The 23,251-nt window shown below is 65.6% G+C and carries 22 protein-coding genes and 1 pseudogene; 13 read left to right on the top strand and 10 right to left on the bottom strand.

Translation table 11 applies throughout. From position 1 onward, the window contains the following. Positions 1-77: 77 nt before the first annotated feature. Positions 78-503, bottom strand: a pseudogene (gene hemJ / locus FQV39_RS19730) (protoporphyrinogen oxidase HemJ); the annotation flags it as partial. A gap of 7 nt (positions 504-510) precedes the next feature. Continuing rightward, positions 511-1,563, bottom strand: a complete 1,053-nt coding sequence (gene hemE / locus FQV39_RS19725; protein ID WP_149131842.1) for a uroporphyrinogen decarboxylase — start codon at positions 1,561-1,563, stop codon at positions 511-513. Between the two features lie 440 nt (positions 1,564-2,003). Between hemE and FQV39_RS19720 the strand changes: the two genes are divergently transcribed. The 5 genes from FQV39_RS19720 to dnaQ are packed head-to-tail and all read left to right on the top strand — an operon-like array spanning position 2,004 to position 5,657. After that, positions 2,004-2,834, top strand: a complete 831-nt coding sequence (locus FQV39_RS19720) for a pyruvate, water dikinase regulatory protein (protein ID WP_149131841.1) — start codon at positions 2,004-2,006, stop codon at positions 2,832-2,834. After that, entirely contained in the window at positions 2,831-3,457 is a 627-nt protein-coding gene (locus tag FQV39_RS19715; RefSeq protein ID WP_149131840.1) for a Maf family protein, read from the top strand. Before FQV39_RS19720 ends, FQV39_RS19715 begins: the two co-directional genes overlap by 4 nt. Positions 3,458-3,469: 12 nt before the next feature. Then, positions 3,470-4,303 carry a shikimate dehydrogenase gene (locus FQV39_RS19710; RefSeq protein ID WP_149131839.1) on the top strand — a complete coding sequence of 278 codons (834 nt, stop codon included), beginning with the start codon at positions 3,470-3,472 and terminating at the stop codon, positions 4,301-4,303. 15 nt (positions 4,304-4,318) lie between these two features. Further along, a complete protein-coding gene (coaE, locus tag FQV39_RS19705; protein WP_149131838.1) occupies positions 4,319-4,936 on the top strand; it encodes a dephospho-CoA kinase in 618 nt (205 codons plus the stop codon). A 4-nt stretch (positions 4,937-4,940) separates the two neighbouring features. Then, entirely contained in the window at positions 4,941-5,657 is a 717-nt protein-coding gene (dnaQ, locus tag FQV39_RS19700; protein ID WP_149131837.1) for a DNA polymerase III subunit epsilon, read from the top strand. A 137-nt stretch (positions 5,658-5,794) separates the two neighbouring features. Here dnaQ and FQV39_RS19695 read toward each other — a convergent pair whose 3' ends face one another. Together FQV39_RS19695 and secB are read right to left on the bottom strand one after the other, a co-directional pair. Beyond that, a complete protein-coding gene (locus FQV39_RS19695; protein ID WP_149131836.1) occupies positions 5,795-6,529 on the bottom strand; it encodes a TerC family protein in 735 nt (244 codons plus the stop codon). 172 nt (positions 6,530-6,701) lie between these two features. Beyond that, complete coding sequence (secB, locus tag FQV39_RS19690) at positions 6,702-7,199, bottom strand: protein-export chaperone SecB (RefSeq protein WP_149131835.1); 498 nt, start codon at positions 7,197-7,199, stop codon at positions 6,702-6,704. 247 nt (positions 7,200-7,446) lie between these two features. On the opposite strand from secB, the gene FQV39_RS19685 reads away from it, so the two are divergent. The 5 genes from FQV39_RS19685 to FQV39_RS19665 all read left to right on the top strand — a co-directional run bounded on the left by FQV39_RS19685 (position 7,447) and on the right by FQV39_RS19665 (position 11,362). Beyond that, positions 7,447-8,172: a Tim44/TimA family putative adaptor protein gene (locus FQV39_RS19685; protein WP_149131834.1), complete on the top strand. Its 726-nt coding sequence runs from the start codon at positions 7,447-7,449 to the stop codon at positions 8,170-8,172. Beyond that, a complete protein-coding gene (mltA, locus tag FQV39_RS19680; protein ID WP_149131833.1) occupies positions 8,169-9,335 on the top strand; it encodes a murein transglycosylase A in 1,167 nt (388 codons plus the stop codon). The genes FQV39_RS19685 and mltA overlap by 4 nt, the downstream gene beginning before the upstream one ends. Position 9,336: 1 nt before the next feature. Beyond that, the gene (locus tag FQV39_RS19675; protein ID WP_149131832.1) at positions 9,337-9,900 is read left to right on the top strand and encodes a Smr/MutS family protein; all 564 of its coding nucleotides are present in this window, start codon (positions 9,337-9,339) and stop codon (positions 9,898-9,900) included. Beyond that, entirely contained in the window at positions 9,897-10,271 is a 375-nt protein-coding gene (locus tag FQV39_RS19670; RefSeq protein WP_149131831.1) for a helix-turn-helix domain-containing protein, read from the top strand. Before FQV39_RS19675 ends, FQV39_RS19670 begins: the two co-directional genes overlap by 4 nt. 92 nt (positions 10,272-10,363) lie before the next feature. Next, positions 10,364-11,362 (top strand): adenosine kinase, encoded by a 999-nt coding sequence (locus FQV39_RS19665; protein ID WP_149131830.1) that lies wholly within the window; start codon positions 10,364-10,366, stop codon positions 11,360-11,362. Positions 11,363-11,488: 126 nt separating this feature from the next. Here the strand turns inward: FQV39_RS19665 and FQV39_RS19660 are convergent, their stop codons facing one another. From FQV39_RS19660 to rpsO, 3 genes are all read right to left on the bottom strand, one after another. After that, positions 11,489-12,124: a pyridoxamine 5'-phosphate oxidase family protein gene (locus FQV39_RS19660; RefSeq protein ID WP_149131829.1), complete on the bottom strand. Its 636-nt coding sequence runs from the start codon at positions 12,122-12,124 to the stop codon at positions 11,489-11,491. Positions 12,125-12,381: 257 nt separating this feature from the next. After that, entirely contained in the window at positions 12,382-14,556 is a 2,175-nt protein-coding gene (gene pnp, locus FQV39_RS19655) for a polyribonucleotide nucleotidyltransferase (RefSeq protein WP_149131828.1), read from the bottom strand. 262 nt (positions 14,557-14,818) lie between these two features. Further along, positions 14,819-15,088: a 30S ribosomal protein S15 gene (gene rpsO, locus FQV39_RS19650; protein ID WP_149131827.1), complete on the bottom strand. Its 270-nt coding sequence runs from the start codon at positions 15,086-15,088 to the stop codon at positions 14,819-14,821. Between the two features lie 289 nt (positions 15,089-15,377). Here rpsO and ku point away from each other — a divergent pair, with 289 nt between their 5' ends. Together ku and ligD are read left to right on the top strand one after the other, a co-directional pair. Then, positions 15,378-16,250, top strand: coding sequence for a non-homologous end joining protein Ku (gene ku, locus FQV39_RS19645; protein ID WP_149131826.1), 873 nt, complete (start codon positions 15,378-15,380; stop codon positions 16,248-16,250). 222 nt (positions 16,251-16,472) lie between these two features. Then, positions 16,473-18,992, top strand: coding sequence for a DNA ligase D (gene ligD, locus FQV39_RS19640; RefSeq protein WP_149131825.1), 2,520 nt, complete (start codon positions 16,473-16,475; stop codon positions 18,990-18,992). Here the strand turns inward: ligD and FQV39_RS19635 are convergent. Further along, positions 18,979-19,386 carry a winged helix-turn-helix transcriptional regulator gene (locus FQV39_RS19635; RefSeq protein WP_210251118.1) on the bottom strand — a complete coding sequence of 136 codons (408 nt, stop codon included), beginning with the start codon at positions 19,384-19,386 and terminating at the stop codon, positions 18,979-18,981. The genes ligD and FQV39_RS19635 overlap by 14 nt on opposite strands. 124 nt (positions 19,387-19,510) lie before the next feature. Between FQV39_RS19635 and FQV39_RS19630 the strand changes: the two genes are divergently transcribed. Then, a complete protein-coding gene (locus FQV39_RS19630; protein ID WP_149131824.1) occupies positions 19,511-20,122 on the top strand; it encodes an NAD(P)-dependent oxidoreductase in 612 nt (203 codons plus the stop codon). An 88-nt stretch (positions 20,123-20,210) separates the two neighbouring features. On the opposite strand, the gene FQV39_RS19625 is transcribed toward FQV39_RS19630, so the two are convergent. Together FQV39_RS19625 and FQV39_RS19620 are read right to left on the bottom strand one after the other, a co-directional pair. Next, the gene (locus FQV39_RS19625) at positions 20,211-20,561 is read right to left on the bottom strand and encodes an Atu4866 domain-containing protein (RefSeq protein WP_187639993.1); all 351 of its coding nucleotides are present in this window, start codon (positions 20,559-20,561) and stop codon (positions 20,211-20,213) included. A 313-nt stretch (positions 20,562-20,874) separates the two neighbouring features. After that, a complete protein-coding gene (locus FQV39_RS19620) occupies positions 20,875-23,022 on the bottom strand; it encodes a methyl-accepting chemotaxis protein (RefSeq protein ID WP_187639992.1) in 2,148 nt (715 codons plus the stop codon). Positions 23,023-23,251: the final 229 nt, after the last annotated feature.

Here is a 23,251-nt window from a genome sequence, read left to right as displayed (position 1 = left end):
AGGGAGGACGCTGGAGAAGCGCAGCGTCCTGATAGCGGGAAACGCAGCCAGGCTCAAGCGGGAAACGATGACGCCCGTCAGAACGGTTTCACGATGACGAGAATAACGATGCCGAGCATCAGCACGGCCGGCACTTCGTTGATGATGCGGAAATAGCGGGGGGACTTCTGGTTCTTATCCTCAGCGAAGGCGCGGACGTGCTTCACCAGCATGCCATGGATGCCAGAGAGGATCAGCACCAGCAGCAGCTTGGCATGCAGCCAGCCGCCCTTGAAGCCGAAAGCGTACCAGGCGAGGTAGAGACCCAGAACCCAGGTCAGGATCATCGCCGGGTTGATGATGCCCTTCAGCAGCCGGCGCTCCATGATCTTGAAGGTCTCGGACTGGATCGAGCCGATCTGCGCCTCGGCATGGTAGACCATCAGCCGTGGCAGATAGAGCATCCCGGCCATCCAGGAGATGACCGCGACGACGTGGAAAGCCTTGATCCACTCATACATGTCCTGACCCTCAGCCCCGCACTGCCTTCAGCAGCCGCTCGACATGGGCGATCGGCGTATCCGGCAGGATGCCATGCCCGAGATTGAAGACGAACGGTCCGCCACCGAAGGCTGAGCGAACCGCTTCGATGTCCTGCTCGAGCTCCGGACCACCGGCCCTCAGCACGAGTGGATCGAGATTGCCTTGCACGGGCAGTCTCGACTGGATCGCGTCGCGCGCAAACTCCCGGTCGATATCGGATTCGAGCCCGACAGCATCGACACCTGTTCCTGCAACATAGTCGGGGATCAACCGGCCGGCGCCACGCGGGAACCCGATGATGCGGGCATGCGGGTGAACAGCACGGACGCCTTCCACGATCCGGCGGGTCGGCACGATGCACCAGCGCCTGAAATCCTCCGGTCCCAGCGCGCCTGCCCAGCTGTCGAAGATCTGCACCGCATCGACGCCGGCAGCGATCTGCGCGTTGAGATAGCGCACCGAGGCAGCGACGATCCGGTCGATGATCGCCTGGAACAGGTCCGGGTCCTTCGTGAACAGCGCCTTTGCCGGACCCTGATCGGGCGTGCCGCGACCGGCCACCATATAGGTCGCCACCGTCCAGGGCGCACCGCAGAAGCCGATGAACCCGGTCTCGCGCGGCAAGGCACCACGCACGCGCTGCACCGTCTCCAGGATGGGATCCAGCTTGGCCCCATCGGCAAGCCCATCGATCTCTGCAAGCCTTGCCGCATCCGCTACGGGCTCGAGCCGCGGCCCTTCGCCCTCGGCGAACCAGAGCGTCTGCCCGAGCGCCTGCGGTACGACGAGAATATCGGAGAACAGGATCGCGGCATCGAAGCCGAAGCGCCGGATTGGCTGAAGCGTTACCTCGGCAGCGAGCTCGGGATTGTAGCAGAGCGCCAGGAAGCTGCCGGCCGTGGCGCGGATCTCGCGATACTCCGGCAGATAGCGCCCAGCCTGACGCATCAGCCAGATCGGAGGGACAGGCAGTGTCTCGCCAGCCAATGCCCGGAGAAAGAGCGGCTCGGCGCTGGTTGTTCCAGGGGCTGGGCGGCTCATCCCGTATCCTCTCTCAAAAGAGATTCTATGAAAGAATCTTTTTCTTTGACTCTTGGATGGGGGGAGATAGCCCGGTCCAATTCCGTCCACAACCATTCCACAGGCGGTGGGACAGCAGGTCGCGGGTCGTTGGGGCGAGGCACGGGGTGTTAAGGCTTTATTAACGAATTGAAATTTGAGCCGGCTCCTGCGTCGGGCAAAATGATTCACGTGAAACACTTCCTTAACCATGCACAGCGCGGCGGCTGTTGATGGCCGGCGCGGGTTATACAGTCCGATCTCGTGAGCCCTGGCGGATGCCGCGTTGTCCACATTGCTCCCCATGCCCCGGGAAAACCCAGATCGGCCGCGGTACCGACCCATTCCGATCGAATGCCTGATTCCGGTCCAGCCCAAAGCGCGCTAGATGAAGACGAGAGCGCTTCAGGCTGGGGGATGCCGTGGTCCGCAACTATTTCCATCTGCATCTGGTTTCGGACGCGACCGGCGAAACCCTGATCGCGGTCAGCCGCGCCGCGGCGGCACAATATGAGAGCGTATCCGCCATCGAGCATGTCTACCCGCTGGTGCGCTCGGAGGCCCAGCTCGCCCGTGTTCTGGCCGAAATCGAATCCTCGCCCGGCGTCGTGCTCTACACGCTGGTCGAGCCGGAATGGCAGGAGAAGCTGGAGAACTTCTGCCGGGAGCTGGGCTGTCCCTGCCTTTCGGTGCTGCAGCCGGTGCTGTCGCTGTTCCAGTCCTATCTCGGCCAGGCCTCCGCGACGAAGCCGGGCGCGCAGCACGTTCTCAACACCGAGTACTTCCGCCGCATCGATGCGATGAACTACACCCTGCTGCATGACGACGGGCAGATGGGCGGCGATCTCGACAATGCCGACGTCATCCTGGTCGGCATCAGCCGCACCTCGAAGACGCCGACGAGCATCTATCTCGCCAATCGCGGCATCAAGACCGCCAATATCCCGCTCGTGCCGAACATCCCGCTGCCGGCGGAACTGGAGAATACCAAGAAGCCGCTGATTGTCGGCCTGATCGCCAGCCCCGATCGCATTGTCCAGATTCGCCAGAATCGGCTCCTGTCCCTACGCGCGGACGATGAGACATCCTATGTAGATCCAGCGGCCGTTGCCGACGAAGTCTCGCAATCGCGCCGGCTTTGCGCCCGCAAGGGCTGGCCGGTCATTGATGTGACCCGTCGCTCGATCGAGGAGACCGCAGCATCGATCCTCGACCTGCTGCGCGACCATCGCATGAAGTTCATCGCGACATGATCATATCGGACAGCCTCTGGCTCGAAGCAGAACCCTTGATCCTCGCCTCCGGGAGCGCGACCCGCCGCGACATGCTGGCTGCGGCCGGCATCCCGGTCGAAGTGCTGAAGCCCGAGATCAACGAGCGCGCGGTCGAGCATCCGCTCGTCGAGCAGGAGGTCCCGGCGGATCAGATCGCCGCAGCGCTCGCCTGCGCCAAGGCGCTCGCCGTGTCGAACCTCCGGCCGGGCCGTCTCGTCCTCGCCGCTGATCAAACCCTGACCTGCGATGGGATCACCTTCCACAAGCCGGTCGATAGCTTCGCCGCGGCCGAGCAGATCATGGCGCTGGCCGGCAGGACTCATGAACTTCATTCCGCCTTCGTGCTGGCCAGGGATGGCGCGCCGATCGCCGAAGGGCGCGAGACGGCCCGAATGACGATGCGTTCCCTCGATACGGATTTCATCGGGCTCTATGTCGAACTGGTCGGCCCCGTCGCGCTGTCCAGCGTCGGCGGCTATCAGCTCGAAGGGCTGGGCGCACAGCTTTTTGATACCGTCGAAGGCAATCACTTCACCATCCTGGGCCTGCCCTTGCTTGCCGTTCTCGCCGCCTTGCGCGATCTCGGCTGCCTTGCCTGCTGACCGGACTATCCCATGCCGCCTCGCTGTTTCGTCATTGGACACCCCATCGCCCATTCCCGCTCGCCGCTGATCCATGGCGAGTGGCTGCGCCAGTACGGGATCGCCGGTTGTTATGAGCGCGTCGATGTAGCGCCGCCCGATCTGCCGGCCTTCATCCAGCGCTTGCGCGAAGGCGAATTCGCCGGCGGTAATGTCACCGTGCCGCATAAGGAAGCGATGATGGCGCTGGTCGACGAGGTCAGCGACGCGGGCAAAGCGGTCGGCGCGGTCAATACCCTCTGGCGTGACGGCACGCGCATCCTGGCTGATAACAGCGACGTGCCGGGCTTCCTCGCCCATCTCGATGCGACGGTGCCGGATTGGCAAGGGCGTGTCGGAACCGCGCTCGTGCTCGGCGCAGGCGGTGCGGCGCGGGGCATCTGCTACGGGTTGAAGTTGCGGGGCGTCGACCGCATCCTCATTGTCAATCGCAGCCGCGAGCGCGCCGACGAATTGAGGGCAGCCTTCGGGCGTCCGCTCGAAACCGGCGCCTGGGATCAGCGCGACCGGCTGGTCGGCCAGGCTGATCTCATCGTGAACACGACGGCCTTGGGCATGCAGGGCAAGCCGCCGCTGGAGATCGATCTGTCCGGCCTGCGGCCCGGCACCATCGTCAACGATATCGTCTATGTGCCGCTCAAGACGGCACTGCTCGCGGAAGCCGAGCGTCGCGGCGGCACGCCGGTCGACGGGCTCGGCATGCTGCTGCACCAGGCCGTGCCCGGCTTCGCCTGCTGGTTCGGCGTCACGCCTCAGGTCACGCCGGCCCTGCGCGCCCTGATCGAAGCCGATATCCTGAAGACCTGATTCGGCGGAGAGAGCATGACCTTCGTGCTGGGCCTGACGGGCTCGATCGGGATGGGGAAGTCGACGACGGCCGGGCTGTTCGTGCAGCGCGGCGTGCCGTTGCATGATGCCGATGCCGCTGTGCATCGCCTGCACCGCGGCCGTGCAGCCGCGCCGATCGAGGCCGCCTTTCCCGGCACCGTCATCGATGGCGTGGTGGATCGCGCAAAGCTGGGCGCCGCAGTCCTCGGAAAGCCGGAGGCGCTCAAGCGGCTCGAGGCGATCATCCATCCGCTCGTGCGCGAGGAGGAGGAAGCCTTCATCGCCCGCTGTCGCCGCGAAGGGGCAGGGCTTGCCGTCATCGACGTGCCGCTGCTGCTTGAGACAGGTGGGGAGGGGCGCTGCGACGCGGTTCTCGTCGTCACCGCGCCGGCGCATGTGCAGCGCGAACGCGTCCTCGCCCGGCCCGGCATGACCGCGGACAAGCTCGACGCGATCCTTTCGCGCCAGATGCCGGATGCCGAGAAACGCCGCCACGCCCATTTCCTTGTGGACACGTCCCGCGGCCTCGTGGCCGCCGAGCGGCAGGTCGGCTCTATCCTGATGGCGCTCGCCGGCCGACCCGGGCGCGGCGCGGCGATAGCGAGGTCCTGAAGCGATGCGCGAGATCGTTCTCGATACCGAAACCACTGGCGTCGAAGCCAACAACGGTGACCGCATCGTCGAGATCGGCTGCGTCGAGCTGGTCAATCACTGCCCGAGCGGCCGCACTTACCACGTCTACATCAATCCAGAGCGCTCGATGCCGGTCGAGGCCTTCAACGTCCACGGCCTCTCGGAGGAGTTCCTCTCGGACAAGCCCGTCTTCGCCGCGGTCGCCCAGGAGTTCGCGGATTTCATCGCCGGGGCGAAGCTGGTGATCCATAACGCCGCCTTCGACGTCGGCTTCATCAATATGGAGTTCAAGCGTCTCGGCCTGCCGCCGGTCGAGCAGGCATGGGTTGTCGATACGCTGTCGATGGCGCGCCGCAAGCACCCCGGTGCTTCGAACAGCCTCGATGCGCTCTGCTCGCGCTATGGCATCGACAACAGCCGCCGCACCAAGCACGGCGCCTTGCTCGACTCCGAGATCCTCGCCGAGGTCTATATCGAGCTGATCGGTGGCAAGCAGACCTCACTCGGTCTCGGTGTCGAGGGAGTGGCGGGTCGCGGAGGCCTTGCCGTGGTCGCGGCCGAGAAGCCGCAGCGCCAGCGCCCGCTCGCGCCCCGGCTCGACGAAGCGGCTATCAAGGCGCACGAGGCCTTCATCCTGGGATCGCTGAAGGCCCCGCTCTGGAAGGGCTATCTCGGCATCACGGACGACGCGGCGCAGTAAAGCTTGATCGCCGTCATTCCGGACAAGCCGCGAAGCGGCGCCGATCCGGAATCCATCATAGAGCGCTGAGCTTTACGATGGATTCCGGGCCTCCGCTTCGCTGCGCCCGGAATGACGTCGCAGAGTCGGCGGAAGCCTCAACGCACCTTCCGGCGCGAGAGCATGTTGAGCGCCTCGATCAGGGCCGAGAAGGCCATGGCTGCGTAGATGTAGCCCTTCGGCACGTGCACGCCGAAGCCCTCGGCGATCAACGTGCCGCCGATCATCAGCAGGAAGCCGAGCGCCAGCATCACGATGGTCGGGTTCCTGTCGATGAAGCGCGCCAGCGGGTCGGCGGCGAGCAGCATCGTCAGCACAGCGACGATCACGGCGATCACCATCACCGGCACATGCTCAGTCATGCCGACTGCGGTGATGATCGAGTCGATCGAGAAGACGAGGTCGAGCAGCAGGATCTGGAAGATCGCGCTGCCGAAGCTCAATGTCACCGCCCGGGTGCCGCCCTCCGTGAGGACGGAGTCCGGATCGGGATCGACCTTGTGATGGATCTCCTTCGTCGCCTTCCAGACCAGGAAGAGGCCGCCGGCGATCAGGATGAGGTCGCGCCAGGAGAAGGCCTGACCCAAAACCGAAAAGATCGGCGTGGTCAGCGTGACGATGAAGGCGACGGTGCTGAGCAGCCCGAGGCGCAGGATCAGCGCCAGGCCGATGCCGATCCTGCGGCCCTTCGAGCGCTGATGCTCGGGCAGCTTGTTGGTCAGGATCGAGATGAAGATCAGGTTGTCGATGCCGAGCACGACCTCCATGGCGATCAATGCCCCGAGCGCGGCCCATATGGCGGGGTCGGCGGCAAGCGTCAGAAGGGTGTCCATCGGGTCTCCATCAGATACGGAAAAGGCGGGCGTCCCTCCCGGGGGCGTCCGCCGTTGCTCACGCGACATGGAGAGAGGTCGCGGGCTTCGCAAGGACAACAATGATCCGCAACAAACGAAAAAGGGCCCCGGAAGGGCCCTTTCCCGATTCTCGCAGCGGCTTGAGCTGCCGTCAGTTGGCAGCGGCGCCGGGCTGACCCTGCATCTCCTGCATGCGCTGCTGATAGAGCGAGGCGAAGTCGATCGGCGGGATGTAGAAGGGCGGGAAGCCGCCGTTCTGCACCGCTTCTGCGACGATCTGGCGCGCGAAGGGGAAGAGCAGGCGGGCGCAGTCGATCACCAGCACAGGGTGGATGTGCTCCTGCGGGATGTTCTGCAGGCGGAAGACGCCGGCATAGCTCAGATCGAAGGCGAAGAGCGTCTCGCCCTTCAGCTCGGCCTTGCCTTCCAGGCGCAGCACGGTCTCGTAGTCGTTGTCGCCGAGCGCGGTGCTGCCGACATTGACCTGCAGCGACATCTGCGGGCCCTGCTGCGCCTCCTGCTGGGCGAGCGAACGCGGCGCCTTGGGGTTCTCGAAGGAGAAATCCTTGGTGTACTGGACTAGCGCGTTGAGGCTCGGAGCGGCGTTCGCAGCATCCGTGCCATTTCCGTTGGGGAGTTCGTTGGCCATCGGTCCCATCTTGTTCTGGCAGGCTGTCTCGGGAAATCCCGCGCCATTGCCGGCGTTCGGGACTGCGCCCCATGTTCCGGAGCGACGCGCGCGTCGGCTATCATGGACGCCGGATCGGCACAAGAAGTCGCCTTCACAAGGTGGGGGGTGGATGTTACGAGCCTGTCTTACCATATGACGGCTAGGGCCTGCCGCGACTGCGCGGAAAGGCTGCAAGCCATGACGGGGAGCCGCGGGTCAGCCTTCGATGCAAAATTCCTTCGACATGACGACTCTGGTCTTCTTGGCTCTGGCCGTTTTCGTCGCCTGGAAGCTGCGCTCCGTGCTTGGCCAGAAGACCGGCAACGAGCAGCCCAAGGACCCGTTTGCGCGTCGCGAGACCCCGCCGATGCGCGCGGACCAGCCGCAAGCCCCGGAGCAGCGCGACAATGTGATCAGGCTGCCAGGCGCGGCCAACGATCCCGTCGCCGCGGAGCAGCCGGTGGCCGAGCGCTGGAAGGATCTCGCTCCCGCGGATTCGCCGATCAGCGCCGGCATCGAGGCGATCATCCGTCAGGAGGCGGGGTTTGATCCGCATGCCTTCGTCGCCGGCGCCAAGGCAGCCTATGAGGCGATCGTCACGGCTTTCGCGCGCGGCGACCGCAAGATGCTGAAGGGCCTTCTCGCCAAGGACGTCTATGACGGCTTCGAGCAGGCGATCACCGAGCGCGAGAAGCGCGGCGAGAAGGCGGAATCGAATTTCGTCTCGATCGACAAGGCCGATCTCGCGGCGGTCGAGGTCAAGGGCAAGACCGCCCAGGTGACCATCGCCTTCATTTCGCAGCTGATCAGCGTCACCCGCGACCTGCAGGGCCATGTCGTCGACGGCAGCGCCGATCAGGTCTCCGAGGTCAATGACATCTGGACCTTCTCGCGTCAGCTCGGCAGCCGCGATCCGAACTGGATGCTGGTCGCCACCGAATCGGCCGCGTGAATCGTGGCGCCGGGATCGCGCTGGCGCTTTCGGCGGCGGTCGGGCTTGCATCGGTGACCGCCATGGCTGCCCCCTTTCCCCTGCCGGACGGCGTCCGGGCCGAGCAGCTCAGCCCCCATGAGATCGATGGCTGGGCCCGGGACGATCACGCCCGGGCCTTCGCCATCTTTGCGCGCGGCTGCATGGCTGATCCGCCGCTGCGCCAGGCCGTGCCTTTGCCCGACAGCTTCGCCGCCGCCTGCGACAAGGCGAAGGCGCTGGCCGCGAAGGGCGAGGTCGGCCGGGACGAGGCGCGCGGCTTCTTCGAACGACATTTCAGCTTCTGGCGCATCCAGCCGCCGGGTGCGGATACCGGCTTCACCACCGGTTATTTCGAGCCCGAGTTCGAAGGCTCGCTGACCCGCTCCGATGCCTTCCCGACGCCGCTCTATGATCGGCCCAAGGACCTCGTGACGCGCTTCCCCGAGGATGATTGGCCAGGCGTGGACAAGACGTTGTCCGCCGCGCGCCGCACCGAAAAGGGGCTCGAACCCTTTCCGGACCGCAGCGCGATCGAGACCGGTGCGCTCGACGGGCAGGGGCTGGAGATTCTCTGGCTGCGTGATCCGGTCGATCGCTTCGTGCTGCAGGTGCAGGGCTCGGGCCGGGTTCGCCTGCCCGATGGTTCCGTCACCCGGCTGACCTATTCCGGCCGCAACGGCCATCCCTATACGTCGCTCGGCCGCGTGCTCAGCCAGCGCGAGGACATCCCGCCTGAGCAGATGACGATGGACCGGCTCATCGCCCGGCTGAAGGCCGACCCGATCTTTGCCCGCGACCTCATCCGCCTGAACAAGTCCTTCGTCTTCTTCGCCCGTCGCGACGACTTGCCGGCGGAGAGCGGGCCGATCGGCGGCGCCGGCCTGCCGCTTACGCCGCTGCGCAGCATCGCCATTGACCGCACGGCCTGGCCCTATGGTCTGCCGGTCTGGATCGACACGACGATTCCCGACGGGACCGGCGGTGATGAGCGCCTAGCACGGCTGATGATCGCGCAGGATACCGGCTCGGCCATCCTCGGCCCCGCCCGAATGGATCTCTTCGTCGGCTCCGGCCCGACAGCCGGCCATCGCGCCGGGCTGATCCGCCACCCCGTCGCCTTCACCGTGCTCTGGCCGCGTTGAGATGCGGTCGCGCCGGGGCAAGACACTGACGGAGGCCGATATCGCGCTCTGGCGACAGGTGGCGCGTTCGGTGAAGCCGCTGCCTGGCCGGGCACCGATCGAGCCGGAGCCGGTTCCGCCTGCTACGGCTCCTGCTCCAACCGAGACGTCCGTCCTTGTCGTCGCAACCCTGGCTTCGGCCAAAGCGGTGCCGCCGGCTGCCCCGCCGCTCGCACCGATCGAGCGCCGCCTGCGCACGCAGCTGCGGCGCGGCCGGCAGGAGGTCGAGGCCTCGATCGATTTGCACGGCATGCGCCAGGACGAAGCGCATCTGGCCCTGCATAGCTTCCTGCGTCGAGAGCAGGCACGCGGCACCCGCCTCGCCCTTATTGTCACCGGCAAGGGCGGTCCGGCGCCGGCGCTGTTCGGCGAGGAACGCGGAGTGCTGCGTCGCATGGTGCCGCATTGGCTCAGGCTGTCGGAGCTGCGCCCGCTCGTTCTTGGCTTCGAGGAGGCCGAGCAGCGACATGGTGGATCCGGCGCGCTCTATGTGCGGCTCCGGCGCCTCAGGGAGCACGGGCCGTGACGCCCTTCGGCCGGCGCGTGCGCGAACTCAGGGAGCGGCGTGGTCTCACCCTTGCCGAGATGGCGGCAGGCCTTGGTGTCACGCCTGCCTATCTTTCGGCGCTGGAGCACGGCAAGCGCGGCCGTCCGACCTTCACCCTGATCCAGGGCACGATTCATCTGCTCGGCATCATCTGGGACGAGGCCGACGAACTCGTCCGCCTCGCCGATCTCTCGCATCCGCGCGTCACCGTCGATACAGCTGGCCTCGATCCCGAGGCGACACTTTTCGCCAACCGCCTTGCCCGTGAGATCGGCGAGCTCGACGGCGAGGATCTGCGTCGCCTCGCGGCGGTCCTCGACGAAGCCGCCTTGCGCCGGGAACGGGGTTGAGCAAGGCCGCTTGACCCCGTCGCGTGTGGATGCGACACGCCGAAACCTTCCTTTCCGGCACTTCGGCCGCGCAATTCCGGACAAGACAGTTCATGACCAAGACCCGTACGGACGTCCTCGCCCTCGGCAACGCCATCGTCGACGTCCTGGCTTCGGCCGAGGAGGATTTCCTGGCCGCCCAGAAGCTGACCAAGGGCGCGATGATGCTGATCGACGAGGCCCGCGCGGAATCGCTCTATGCGGCGATGGGTCCGGCCCGCATCATCTCCGGTGGCTCGGCGGCGAACACCATCGCCGGCCTCGCTTCCTTCGGCGGCAAGGGCGCCTTCATCGGCAAGGTCAAGGCCGACGAACTGGGTAAGCTCTATCGCCATGACCTGACCTCGCTCGGCGTCGCCTTCGGCACCGCCGACGCGGCGGAAGGCCCGGCCACGGCGCGTTCCTTCATCATCGTTACGCCCGATGGCGAGCGCACCATGAACACCTATCTCGGCGCCTGCCAGGGTCTCTCGGTCGCCGACGTCGACGAGAAGGCCGTCGAGAACGCCGACATCATCTATCTCGAAGGCTATCTCTGGGATCCGCCGGCGGCGAAGGAGGCCTTCCGCAAGGCGTCCGAGATCGCTCATAGGGCGGGCGGGCGCGTCGCTATCACCTTGTCCGACTCCTTCTGCGTCGACCGCTACCGCCACGAGTTCATCGGCCTGATCCGCAACCGGATGGTCGATCTCGTCTTCGCTAACGAGCACGAGCTGAAGAGCCTCTATGAAACCTCGGATTTCGACACGGCCCTGTCCTGGTTGCGCTCGGAGAACATCCTTGCCGTCGTGACCCGTTCGGAGAAGGGCGCGCTGGCAGTGACGCCGGACGGCATCATCGAGGAGCCGGTCTTCCCGGTCGAGCGCGTGGTCGATGCGACCGGCGCCGGTGATCTCTTCGCCGCCGGCTTCCTCTTCGGCCTGACCTCGGGCCGCGAGACCCGCGACTGCCTGCGCCTTGGCGCTTTGGCGGCGGCCGAGATCATCTCCCATATCGGCGCCCGGCCGGATGTCAGCCTGAAGACCCTGTCGGGCAACGAAGGGCTGCTGTGAGCCTGTAGCAGCCGTCATTCTCGGGCCGTGCTTCGCGCGGACCCGAGAATCTCAGGTTCGGTATTCAACGGCCGCTTGTCACGAGATGCTCGGCTCAAGGCCGAGCATGACGCGCCAACTCGCCCCTCAATACAGCGTCGCCTTGACCCGTGCGGGCAGCGCTTCGTCATAGGCCTCGCCGTCGAAGGTCTCGACGGCGGCGTTGCGCGCCGTGATGTCGCGCAGGATCGTTCCGGGCGAGGGCAAGGTCCGCTTGTCGACCTGCCGCTCCGGATTCCAGAGCTCCGCCCGTACCACCGCACGCGAGCACTGGAAGTAGACCGCCTCGACATGGACGACCATCACGCTCGCCGGCAGCTTGCCGGCCATCTCAAACTGCGCGCACAACCCAGGATCGCAGGAAAGCTCGGCGCGTCCATTCACGCGCAGCGTCTCACCGTATCCCGGGATGAGGAAGAGCATTCCGATTCGATCGTCGGACAGGATATTCTTCAACGAATCCAGACGGTTATTGCCTTTTCGGTCGGGAATCAGGAGCGTTTTCGCGTCCCGGACCGTGACAAAGCCCGGCAAATCCCCACGCGGTGAACAATCCAGCCCCTCTGGACCGACTGTCGCGAGCACGAAAAACGGGGAAGCCGCGATCAGCTCTGCATAATTCTCGTCGACATGGTCGATCTCCTTGAAGACTGAGGCCGGTGCGATCGGGTTGGAGTAGGCGCGGGCGAGGTCGTCGAACGAGGCGATGCGGTGGTCGGACATGCCGGTCTCCATGAGGCGGCATATGTCTAGACTATTGGTCGCGGCGCGTCACCTCCCCGGAGGCAGGCCGTCATTCTCGCGCGAAGCTAAGCGCAGACCCGAGAATCTCTTGCAAGAAGAGGTGCCCCTTCCTTCCGAAGATGCTCGGGTCAAGCCCGACGGCGGCCGACGTCAACCTCGTCCAGTCCACATAAAGCAAAACGCCCCGCATCGGCTGATGCGGGGCGCCTCGTTTCACGTGAATCGGCTGTGAGCGATTACTCGCCGGCGGCCTGCTTCTCGCGGGCCTTCTCGGCCTCGCGCTCGGCCTTGAGCTTCTCGGTGATGTCCTCGCCGGTCTCCTGGTCGACGACCTTCATCGAGAGGCGGATCTTGCCGCGCTCGTCCATGCCGAGGAACTTCACCTTGACCTTGTCGCCTTCCTTGACGACGTCCTGGACCTTCTGGACGCGCTTGGGGGCGAGCTCGGAGATGTGCACGAGGCCGTCCTTGGCGCCGAAGAAGTTCACGAAAGCGCCGAACTCCATGATCTTGACGACGGTGCCGTCATAGATCACGCCCGGCTCGGCTTCCGAGACGATCGACTTGATCCACTTGATCGCCGCTTCGATCGACTTGCCGTCGGCCGAGGCGATCTTGATGGTGCCGTCGTCCTCGATGTTGACCTTGGCGCCGGTCTTTTCGACGATCTCGCGGATCACCTTGCCGCCGGAGCCGATGACTTCGCGGATCTTGTCGACCGGGATCTTCATCGTCTCGATGCGCGGCGCGAACTCGCCGAGCTGGCTGCGCGAGGCGGAGAGCGCCTTGGCCATCTCGCCGAGGATGTGCTCGCGGCCGCCCTTGGCCTGCTCGAGGGCGACCTTCATGATCTCCTCGGTGATGCCGGCGATCTTGATGTCCATCTGGAGCGAAGTAATGCCATCGGCAGTACCCGCGACCTTGAAGTCCATGTCGCCGAGATGATCCTCGTCACCGAGGATGTCGGAGAGCACGGCAAAGCGCTTGCCTTCCAGGATCAGGCCCATCGCGATGCCCGCGACCGGCGCGCGCAGCGGCACGCCGGCATCCATCAGCGCCAGCGAGGTGCCGCAGACGGTGGCCATCGAGGAGGAGCCGTTCGACTCGGTGATCTCCGAGACGACGCGCAGCGTGTAGGGGAACTCGCCCTTGCCCGGCAGCATCGGGTGGATGGCGCGCCAGGCGAGCTTGCCGTGGCCGATCTCGCGGCGGCCGGGCGAGCCCATGCGGCCGGTCTCGCCGACGGAATAGGGCGGGAAGTTGTAGTGCAGCAGGAAGGTTTCCTTGTAGGTGCCTTCCAGCGAGTCGATGAACTGCTCGTCGTCGCCGGTGCCGAGCGTGGTCACGACCAGCGCCTGGGTCTCGCCGCGGGTGAACAGCGCCGAGCCATGGGTGCGCGGCAGGACGCCGGCCTGGGCCACGATCGGGCGGACCGTCTTGACGTCGCGGCCGTCGATGCGGGTGCCGTCATCGAGGATGTTCCAGCGGACGATCTTGGCCTGCGCTTCCTTGAACTGGGCGCCGACCTTCTCCTTGGTGAAGGAGGTCACGCCGTCCGGCGTCTCGGAGACGAGCGCAGCGATGACCTTGGCCTTGGCCGCGTCGACGGCGGCATAGCGCTCGGCCTTGGCGGTGATCTTGTAGGCGGCGCGCAGATCGGCCTCAGCCGTCTTCATGATCGCGTCGAGAATGGCGGTATCATCCGGCGGGTTGAAGTCGCGCGGCTCCTTGGCAGCCTTCTCGGCGAGGCGGATGATCGCCTCGATCACCGGCTGGAAATGCTTGTGGCCGAACATCACGGCGCCGAGCATGACCTCCTCGGTCAGCTCCTTCGCCTCGGACTCGACCATCAGCACCGCGTCCTGCGTGCCGGCGACGACGAGGTCGAGAACCGATTCCTTGGCCTCCTCGATCGTCGGGTTGAGCTTGTAGGCGCCGTCGATATAGCCGACACGGGCGCCACCGATCGGACCCATGAAAGGCACACCGGAAAGGGTCAGCGCGGCCGAGGTGGCGACCATCGCGACGATGTCGGGATCGTTCTCGAGGTCATGCTGCAGGACGGTGACGACGACCTGCGTGTCGTTCTTGTAGCCTTCGACGAAGAGCGGGCGGATCGGCCGGTCGATCAGGCGGGAGACCAGCGTCTCCTTCTCGCTCGGGCGCCCTTCGCGCTTGAAGTAGCCGCCCGGGATGCGGCCGGCGGCGAAGGTCTTTTCCTGGTAGTTGACGGTCAGCGGGAAGAAGTCGAAGCCGGGCTTCGGCTCCTTGGCCGAGACGACGGTCGCGAGCACGACGGTCTCGCCATAGGTGGCCATCACGGCGCCGTCGGCCTGGCGGGCGACCTTGCCGGTTTCGAGGACGAGCTTGCGGCCGCCCCAGATCAGTTCTTCGGTTTGGATGTCGAACATGTGTTTCATCTTTCGGTCGGGTTCGACCCGTCCGGTGCCTTCAGGCCCATGGGCAAGACGGCAGAAAGCTCGGGTGGGAAAGGAGGTGCGCCCGAGCGCTCGGCGATCCTGCCATGGACGTCTGCGGCGCCCGGCGGGTCACGCGGGAGGGCCGCCCCATGCGGCCGCCGCGGCAGTCAGGCGCGCCGCCCATGGCGGCATCGCCCGAAAAGGAGCCGCCCGGAGCGTGGCGCACCGGGCGGAAACGGTTTTCAGCCTTCGATCAGCGGCGGATGCCGAGCCGTTCGATCAGCGTCTTGTAGCGGGCTTCTTCCTTGCCCTTGAGGTAGTCGAGCAGCGAACGGCGCTGCGAGACCAGCTTGAGCAGGCCGCGGCGGGAGTGGTTGTCCTTCGCGTGCGACTTGAAGTGGCCGGTCAGGTTGTTGATGCGCTCGGTCAGGATCGCGACCTGCACTTCCGGCGAACCGGTGTCGTTCGGCTTGGTGGCGTATTCTTGGAGCAGCGCGGTCTTGCGCTCGGCAGTGATCGACATCGGGATATCCTCTGTTCGGGTTGATCTGGCGGGCCTGGCCGGGATGTCGTCCAGCGAGGTCCGAAATCCGCGATCCGCCTCATCGCGGAGGGGTCGCGCAGCCGGCTTTTTCGGGCCGGATGCGGGGCATATACACGAAATCGCCGGAAACGCCAGCGCCGTGCGGAACAGGAGTGCCGGACGCCGGTTTGACTCGCTATCGTCACTCCAGACGGCGGGGTCGCGTCATGCCCGTTTGCATCCGGCATTGCTGCACGAGGCTGGGGTTCCTCGCCGGGGAGGTCGTCTGATGGCGCCTCGTCCCGCCTGGAAGGGCTATCTCAAGCTCTCGCTCGTCTCCTGCGCCGTTGAACTCACCGGCGCGACCAGCCAAAGCGAGAAGGTCTCCTTCCGCATCATCAACCGCAAGACCGGCAACACGGTGCGGCGGCAATATATCGACAGCGTCACGGCTAAGCCCGTCGCTGATGATGACGAGGTGAAGGGCTACGAAATCGGCGACGACGAGTATCTGTTGATCGAGGAGGACGAGATCGAGGCTGTCCAGATCGAATCCTCGCATACGCTGTCGATCGAGAGCTTCGTGGATCGCGCCGATATCCCGCAGATCTATTTCGACACGCCCTATTACGTCACACCCGCCGACGAGGTCTCGGAGGAGGCCTTCGCCGTGATCCGCGAGGCGATGGCGAAGCAGAAGAAGGCCGGCATCGCCCGCGTCGTGCTCTATCGCCGCGAGCGGCCGGTGATGATCGAGCCCTTCGACAAGGGCCTGCTGCTGACGACTTTGCGCTACGACAAGACGGTTCGGAAACCCGCGGAGATCTTCGAGGGGCTGGGCAAGCAGAAGAGCGATCCCGAGCTGATCGACCTCGCCACGCATATCATCGAGAAGAAGGAGGCCGCCTTCGACCCCTCCGGTTTCGAGGATCGTTACGAGGATGCGCTGCTCGAACTGATCGAGGCCAAGCGCAGGGGCCGCAAGCCGCCGGTCGTGCAGGCGGCCGAGCGCCCGGCCAATGTCGTCAACCTCTTCGATGCGCTGAAGAAGAGTCTCGCAAGCGAGGGCGGCGGCAAGGCCGCGCCGCCACCCGGCTCCAAATCGGCGAAATCCGCCAAGGCGACCAAGCGCTCCGCGAGCAAGGCACGCAAGAGCGCCTGAGCGCCGTGACAGGCGAGGTACGAGAAATCTGGTCGAGCGTTCGTTCATACCGGGTCATCCCGGGCGACCGAAGGGAGACCCGGGATCCATGCCAGAGCACCAAGGGGAGATGCTCTGGCATGGATCCCGGATCTACGCTTCGCTCCGTCCGGGATGACGCGCGCTCCTTTTTTGAGCGCAGGACGAGGGCTGCGCATTTCAGACGGACCCCGAGGAGGATTGATGTCCACGCTCGATCTCTACCGCTCCAAGCGCGACTTCTCTCGCACCCGGGAGCCGAAAGGCGCCAAGGCCGGGAAGAAAGCCGCGAAAGGCGGCGCCTTCGTCGTCCAGAAGCACGCAGCCCGGCGCCTGCACTATGATTTCCGGCTCGAACATGGCGGCGTGCTCTGGTCCTGGGCGGTGACGCGCGGTCCGAGCCTCGACCCGGCCGAAAAGCGCCTCGCTGTTCATGTCGAGGATCACCCGCTCGAATATGGCGGCTTCGAGGGCACGATTCCCGCCGGCCAATATGGCGGCGGCTCGGTCATCGTCTGGGACGAGGGCCAGTGGATTCCGGAAGGCGATCCGGCCGCCGGCATGAAGAAGGGCCATCTCGCCTTCATGCTGGAGGGGCACAAGCTGCATGGCCGCTGGCATCTCGTCCGGCTGAAGCCCCGGCGCGGCGAGAAGCGCGACAACTGGCTGCTGATCAAGTCGGAGGACGAATTCGCCCGCACCGACGAGGACATTCTCGAAACCGAGCCGAATTCGGTGAAATCCGGCCTGTCGGTCGAACAGATCGGTGCCGACGAAGCAAGGGGGGCCGTTTGGGATACGACCAAGCCGGCGAAGCAGGCCGCTGCCGCGGCCAAACCAGCCCGCAAGGCGAAGCGGCGCAGCGACGAGGAGGATCTGCCATCCTTCGTCGAGCCCTGCTTGGCGACCTTGCAGGATAAGCCGCCGACTGGCGAGAACTGGCTGCACGAGGTCAAGTTCGACGGCTACCGGCTGGAAGCCCGCATTGACCATGGTGCGGTCAAGCTCTTGACGCGCTCCGGCCTCGACTGGACGGCCCGCTTCGGCAAGAGGCTCGTCGCGGCGCTGGCCGGCCTGCCCTGCGAGACCGCGTTGATCGACGGCGAGCTGGTGACGCTCGGCAGCAACGGCATCTCGTCCTTCTCCGCCTTGCAGCAGGCGCTCTCGGAGGGAAAGGCCGGCGGTCTCGTCTATTTCGCCTTCGATCTGCTCCATCTCGACGGCGAGGATCTGCGCGACGAACCGTTGCTCGCCCGCAAGGAAAGACTGCAGCACCTCCTGGAAGGCAGCCCGGCCGATGGGCCGCTGCGCTACAGCGAGCACTTCGTCGAGCCGGGTCAGACCATGCTGACCCATGCCTGCCGCATGGGGCTTGAAGGCGTGGTTTCGAAACGGGCCGACGCCCGCTATCGCAGCGGGCGCGGGAGCGACTGGATCAAGTCGAAATGCACGCAGCGCCAGGAGTTCGTGATTGCCGGCTACGTCTCCTCGCAGGCCTCGCCGCGCAAGCTCGGCTCGATCGTCGCGGGCTATTACGAGGATGGCGAGCTGAAGCCCGCGGGCCGCGTCGGCACCGGCTTCACCGCGACCTCGGCGGCCTCGCTGAAGACGAAGCTCGACAGGCTCGCAACGGATACTTCGCCCTTCAAGGGCGCGGCGGCCCGCGAGCGCGGTGTCGTCTGGGTGAAGCCCGAATTGGTCGCAGAGGTCGAGTTCCGGGCCTGGACGGCTTCCAAGACCTTGCGCCACGCTTCTTTCTTAGGGTTGCGCGAGGACAAGCCGGCCGGGGAGATCGTCGCCGAGCTGCCGGCCAAACCGGCGCCGGAGAAGACAAGAAGCAGCAAGGTTGCCCCGCCTTCTTCCAAAAATGTGGCGCCGGTGGAGACCATCGTGAAACTGTCGAGCCCGGACAAGCCGCTCTGGCCGGATATCGGCTTCACCAAGGGCGATCTGCTCGCCTACTACGCGAAAATCTGGCCGCTGATGCAGCGCTTCGTCGTGGGGCGCCCGCTCAGCCTCGTGCGCGCCCCGAACGGCATCGAGGGCTCCCGCTTCTTCCAGAAGCATGCCGGGCCGGGCCTGCACGAGGCGGTCAGGCGCCGGAAGGATTCCGACGGTGAGGAGCTGATCTATATCGAGGATTTCGATGGACTCGCCGCGCTCGTCCAGCTCGGCACTGTCGAGATCCATGTCTGGGGCGCGACCATGGACGCCATCGAGACGCCGGACCAGATCATCTTCGACCTCGATCCCGATACGGGCGTGCCAGTCGAGCGCGTCCGCGATGCCGCGCTGACCGTCCGCCGCCATCTCGATGACCTCGGCTTCGACAGCTTCCTCAAGGTTTCCGGCGGCAAGGGGTTCCATGTCGTGCTGCCGCTGAAACCGAAGGCCGACTGGGAGCGCGTGCGCGGCTTCGCCCGCGATTTCGCCAAGGCGATGGAGCAGGCCGAGCCGAAGCTCTACACCGCGACATTGTCGAAGAAGGCGCGGCGCGGCCGCATCTTCATCGACTATCTGCGCAACGGCCGCGGCGCGACGGCGATCGCCCCCTACTCGACCCGCGCCCGTCCCGGGGCGACGTTGGCGATGCCGGTCGAATGGGATGATCTCGACAAGTTGAAGCCCGATGCCTTCAAGGCCCGCGAGATTCTCGACGGCGATCTGCCGCCCGATCTCTGGAGCGGCTTCTTCGCTGCGGACAAGCCGCTTACCGGGAGCTGAGCGGAATCGGAATGAGGCCGCCTGCCGCCGGCGACAAGCCGCGATCATAGCGCCGCTGGGCCTCCTCGACCTCCTCGATATGGGCTTCGGCCCAGAGCGTGAGCTGGTGCACCGTCTGTGACAGCGTCCGCCCGAGCTCGGTTAGCGAATACTCGACCGTAACCGGCACGGTCGGAAAGACCTCGCGCCGGACGAGCCCGTCGCGTTCGAGGCTTTTCAGCGTCTGTGACAGCATCTTCTGCGAGATGTTCTCGATCCGGCGTCGGAGCTCGTTGAAGCGAAGGGTCCCATCGTCAAGCGCGATCAGGATCAGAACGGCCCAGGTGTCGCCGATGCGGTCGAGCACGCGCCGCGTCGGGCACAGCGCCTGGAAAGGGTCGGGACGTTTCAGCATGGCGGTTTCCCGGAGGTGACCATGTCGCGCGAAAGTGCCTTCTTTACGGGGCGGCGTGGCATAGTCAGATAGGTTCTATTGGAATGCAGGTATCCAAAAGATACCACAACAAGGAGCCTCTGTCATGAAAGTCGCATTGATCGGCGCCAGCGGATTCATCGGTTCGCGCCTGCTGGCCGAGCTTGCCTCGCGCGGCCACGCCGTCACCGCCATCGTCCGCAATCCGGAGAAAGTCGCGGCCCTGCCCGGCGTCACTGCCGTCAAGGGCGACGTCTTCGACAAGGATGGGCTCGCGAAGCTCGTCGCCGGGCACGATGCCGCGATCAGCGCCGTGCATTTCACCGCCAGCGATCCGCAGCTTCTGCTTGCCGCGGTGAAGCAGTCGGGTGTGAAGCGCTATCTCGTCGTCGGCGGGGCCGGCAGCCTCGAAGTGGCGCCGGGCGTCAAGCTCTTCGATACGCCGGAATTCCCGGCGATCTACCTCGACGAGGCGAAGAAGGGCGGCGTCTTCCTCGATCTGCTGAAGCAGGAGCAGGGGCTGGACTGGACCTTCCTTTCGCCTTCGGTGCTGATCCAGCCGGGCGAGCGCACCGGCAAGTTCCGGCTCGGCACCGACCAGCTTCTGGTCGACGACAAGGGCAACAGCGCGATCTCGGCGGAGGACTACGCCATCGCACTGGTCGATGAGCTGGAAAAGCCGGCTCACAGCCGCCGCCGCTTCACGGTCGGCTACTGACCGGCTCCGCGAACTGCTCGAAAATGAAAGGGCGATGCCTTCTGTCGAAGGCATCGCCCTTTTTTACGCATTCAGCTTCGGCGCTGCGTTACGCTTTGCGGAAATGCTTTTCACCGATGCTGAGCGTACCGCGCTTGAGCTTGCCCAGCGCGACCCATCCGGTCTCGCCCTCGAAATACAGCTTCGAGCGATCGACCGCATAGCGGCCGCGATGCTGGGCGCCGGCGGCCGGTTTGGCCTTGTGGAACTGCCCGTCGGGCCGCAGATCGATCAGGATCGACCCGTCCTCGGTCTTCCACGTGCCGATGGCGGCCTGCTCGAACGGGGTGGGACCGCCCCTGTCGTCGAGATCGATCTCGAGCAGGCGGGTGGGACGGCTGGCCTGCGTGAAGCTGGAGGCGAGCTGGCCGAGAGTCTGAAGAACCTGGCTGAACGGCATGGTTTTCGTCTCCCTGTTGTGGTGACGGCTGAAACCGCTTGTCGCAGACATCCCCGCCGGGATCTGTCAGCAAGCGGTTGAGCATCTGCCGCCTCCAAGGAGCCGGACGGACGATCGTCACGAATGAGTTTGCAATGGCGGCGTCACGAAGGGGCATGAAGTCCCGGCGCCTGTCGCAGAGATAGGTCGATATGGGTGCGGCGCAAGGGACCGCTGCGCAGAAAATTCACGATCGAAGAAAAACGGCGCCCTTTTGGAGCGCCGTGTCGTTTGGGGGGAGGGCCGCTAGAGTTCGGGTCCGAGCCGCTTGGCCTCAGAACTCCTCCCAGCCGGCATCCTGGGCGCGGCCATTGGCGACCTTGCGCGGGGCGGGGGCGGCCTTGGACTGGGCGAAGGCGGCTTCCGCCAGCTGGCGCAGCCGCTCCGGCTCGGCGGCCGGGGCCTTGGCGGATGCAGCCGGAGCCGCTGCCGCCAGAGCGACCGGTCGTGCGGACGCGCGAGCCGGGGCCTTCACCGGGCGCGCCGTGGACGAGGCCGCTGCCGGGACGGGCTGCGGATAGCCTGACTGGCCGACCGCCTCGCGGCCGGTGCGGAAGGTCGCGACCAGCTCGTTGAGCTGGCCGATGCGGCCCGAGAGCGCATTGGCGGAAGCGGCGCTCTCTTCAGCCAGCGCCGCGTTCTGCTGGGTCATCTCGTCGAGATGCGCCACCGCCTGGCTCATCTCGTCGATGCCGTTGGCCTGCTCGCCGGAGGCCGCCGAGATGTCGGCGATGGTCGCCGCCACCTTCTGCGAGGCTTCGAGGATGCGCGCGAGCTGGTCGCCGGCCTGGCGCACCAGCTTCACGCCCGCGCCGACCTCGGCATTGGAGGAGGAGATCAGGCCCGAGATGTCCTTGGCCGCCTCGCCCGAGCGCTGCGCCAGCGTGCGCACCTCGGAGGCGACGACGGCGAAGCCCTTGCCGGCCTCGCCGGCACGCGCCGCCTCGACCGCGGCGTTGAGGGCCAGGAGGTTGGTCTGGAAGGCGATGTCGTCGATGACGCGGATGATGTCGGAGATCTTCTGCGAGGCGCTCTCGATGCGGGCCATGGCCTCGACCGCCTGGCCGGCGATGGCGCCGCCGTTCTCGGCGGCCTGCATGGCGTCGTCGGCGATGCGGGCGGCATCCTTCGCGGCCTGGGCCGAGGCCTTGACCGAGGCGGCGAGCTCCTCGGTGGTGGCGGCGGTCTCCTCGAGCGAGGAGGCCTGCTCCTCGGTGCGCTTGGAGAGGTCGTCGGCGCCCATGTTGATCTCGCGGGCGGCCAGCCCGACATCGGCCGAGGTGGTCTGGATCGTCGCGACCGTGGCCGAGAGCCGGTCGACCGTCTCGTTGATCGCGCCCTTGAGATCGGCGAAGCGGCCGCGATAGGCGGTCTCGACCCGGCTGGTCAGGTCGCCGCCCGCGATCGCCGACAAGGCCTGCGCAAACTCCGTCGTCGCAGAATCAACCACGACGTTGATCTCGTTGATGCCGGCCACCAGCCGCTGCATCTGCTCGTCGGCGTCGTTGATCTGCAGCCGGGCCGAGAAGTCGCCGGCGGCTGCCGCCGCGACGACCTCGCCGACATCCGACACCACCGCTTCCATCGACTGCGCCCGCGCCAGCCGCGCCGCCGCTGCCGCGCGCTCCTGTTCCTGTAGAAGCGCGACCTGCTCCGTGCTCTCGCGCAGCACCGAGACCGCGCGGGCCATGGCGCCGATCTCGTCCGGACGATCGGCATGAGGCACATCGATGCGGGTGTCACCGGCCGTGAGCTTCTCCATCACCTCGCTGAGATCGAGGATCGGACGGGTGATCGAACGCTGTGCGAAGACGAGCGCCACGCCGATGGAGATCACCAGGGTTGCCAGCAGGACGAGCGGCAAGAGCCACTGGACCTGACGGGTAAAGGCCGTCGCCTCGTCTCCCACGGCGATGCTGGCTTTCTCGATGCGTTGGCTGAAACTGATCAGCAGGTCATTGAGCGCTTTGCGGTTGGCGCGATTCGTCTCGTTATTGCCCTGGGCGTTGGCGGCTTCCGCCGAAACCTGGCGTCCGAGCCGGGCGGTTTCGGTGCGGAAGGCGATGAACTCCTCGACGGATTTGGCGATCTGCGCAACGGTCTCACGCTCCTCGGTGGGCGTGATGTTCTGCAGGTCGGCCACGAATTTGCGCAGCGTCGGAATACGATCGTCGATCCCCTTGGCGTATACACCCATCTCTTGTGGAGTCTTCGCCATGTAGATGCCGCGCGACTCCATGACCACGGCCGTGACGACGCCATTGATCCGCTGCGTCAGGAGCGCGACATTGCCCTGGATTTCGGAACGCGTATTCAGGTCATCCGCCTTGTGCAGACCGTAGAGACTGATGATCGCGGAAATAATGGCCCCGCCTGCGACGATGGCGAGCATGGCGAGAATCTTCAGGCGGATGGATTTCATGGTGACGGTCCTAAGGCGACCTCCTGAACGAGAAGGTCGTTTCCACAAGCCGACCATTCGCCGTTAACAATAAAAAACTGCTTAAAAACTGATCGAATTGATCACCTGGAATTCAGGCTCGTTCATGCTCGAAATGACCTCGATGTGCCGAAGGGTTTTCCTCGGGCGAACGAAGTCAATATCCGGATTCAAGCAGTTTACATTTGAACTATTCGATGGCCTCACGCGC

The sequence above is a fragment of the Bosea sp. F3-2 genome (assembly GCF_008253865.1).
In the GTDB taxonomy this organism is placed as follows: Bacteria; Pseudomonadota; Alphaproteobacteria; order Rhizobiales; family Beijerinckiaceae; genus Allobosea.
This window is presented reverse-complemented; position numbering and strand designations above follow the sequence as displayed.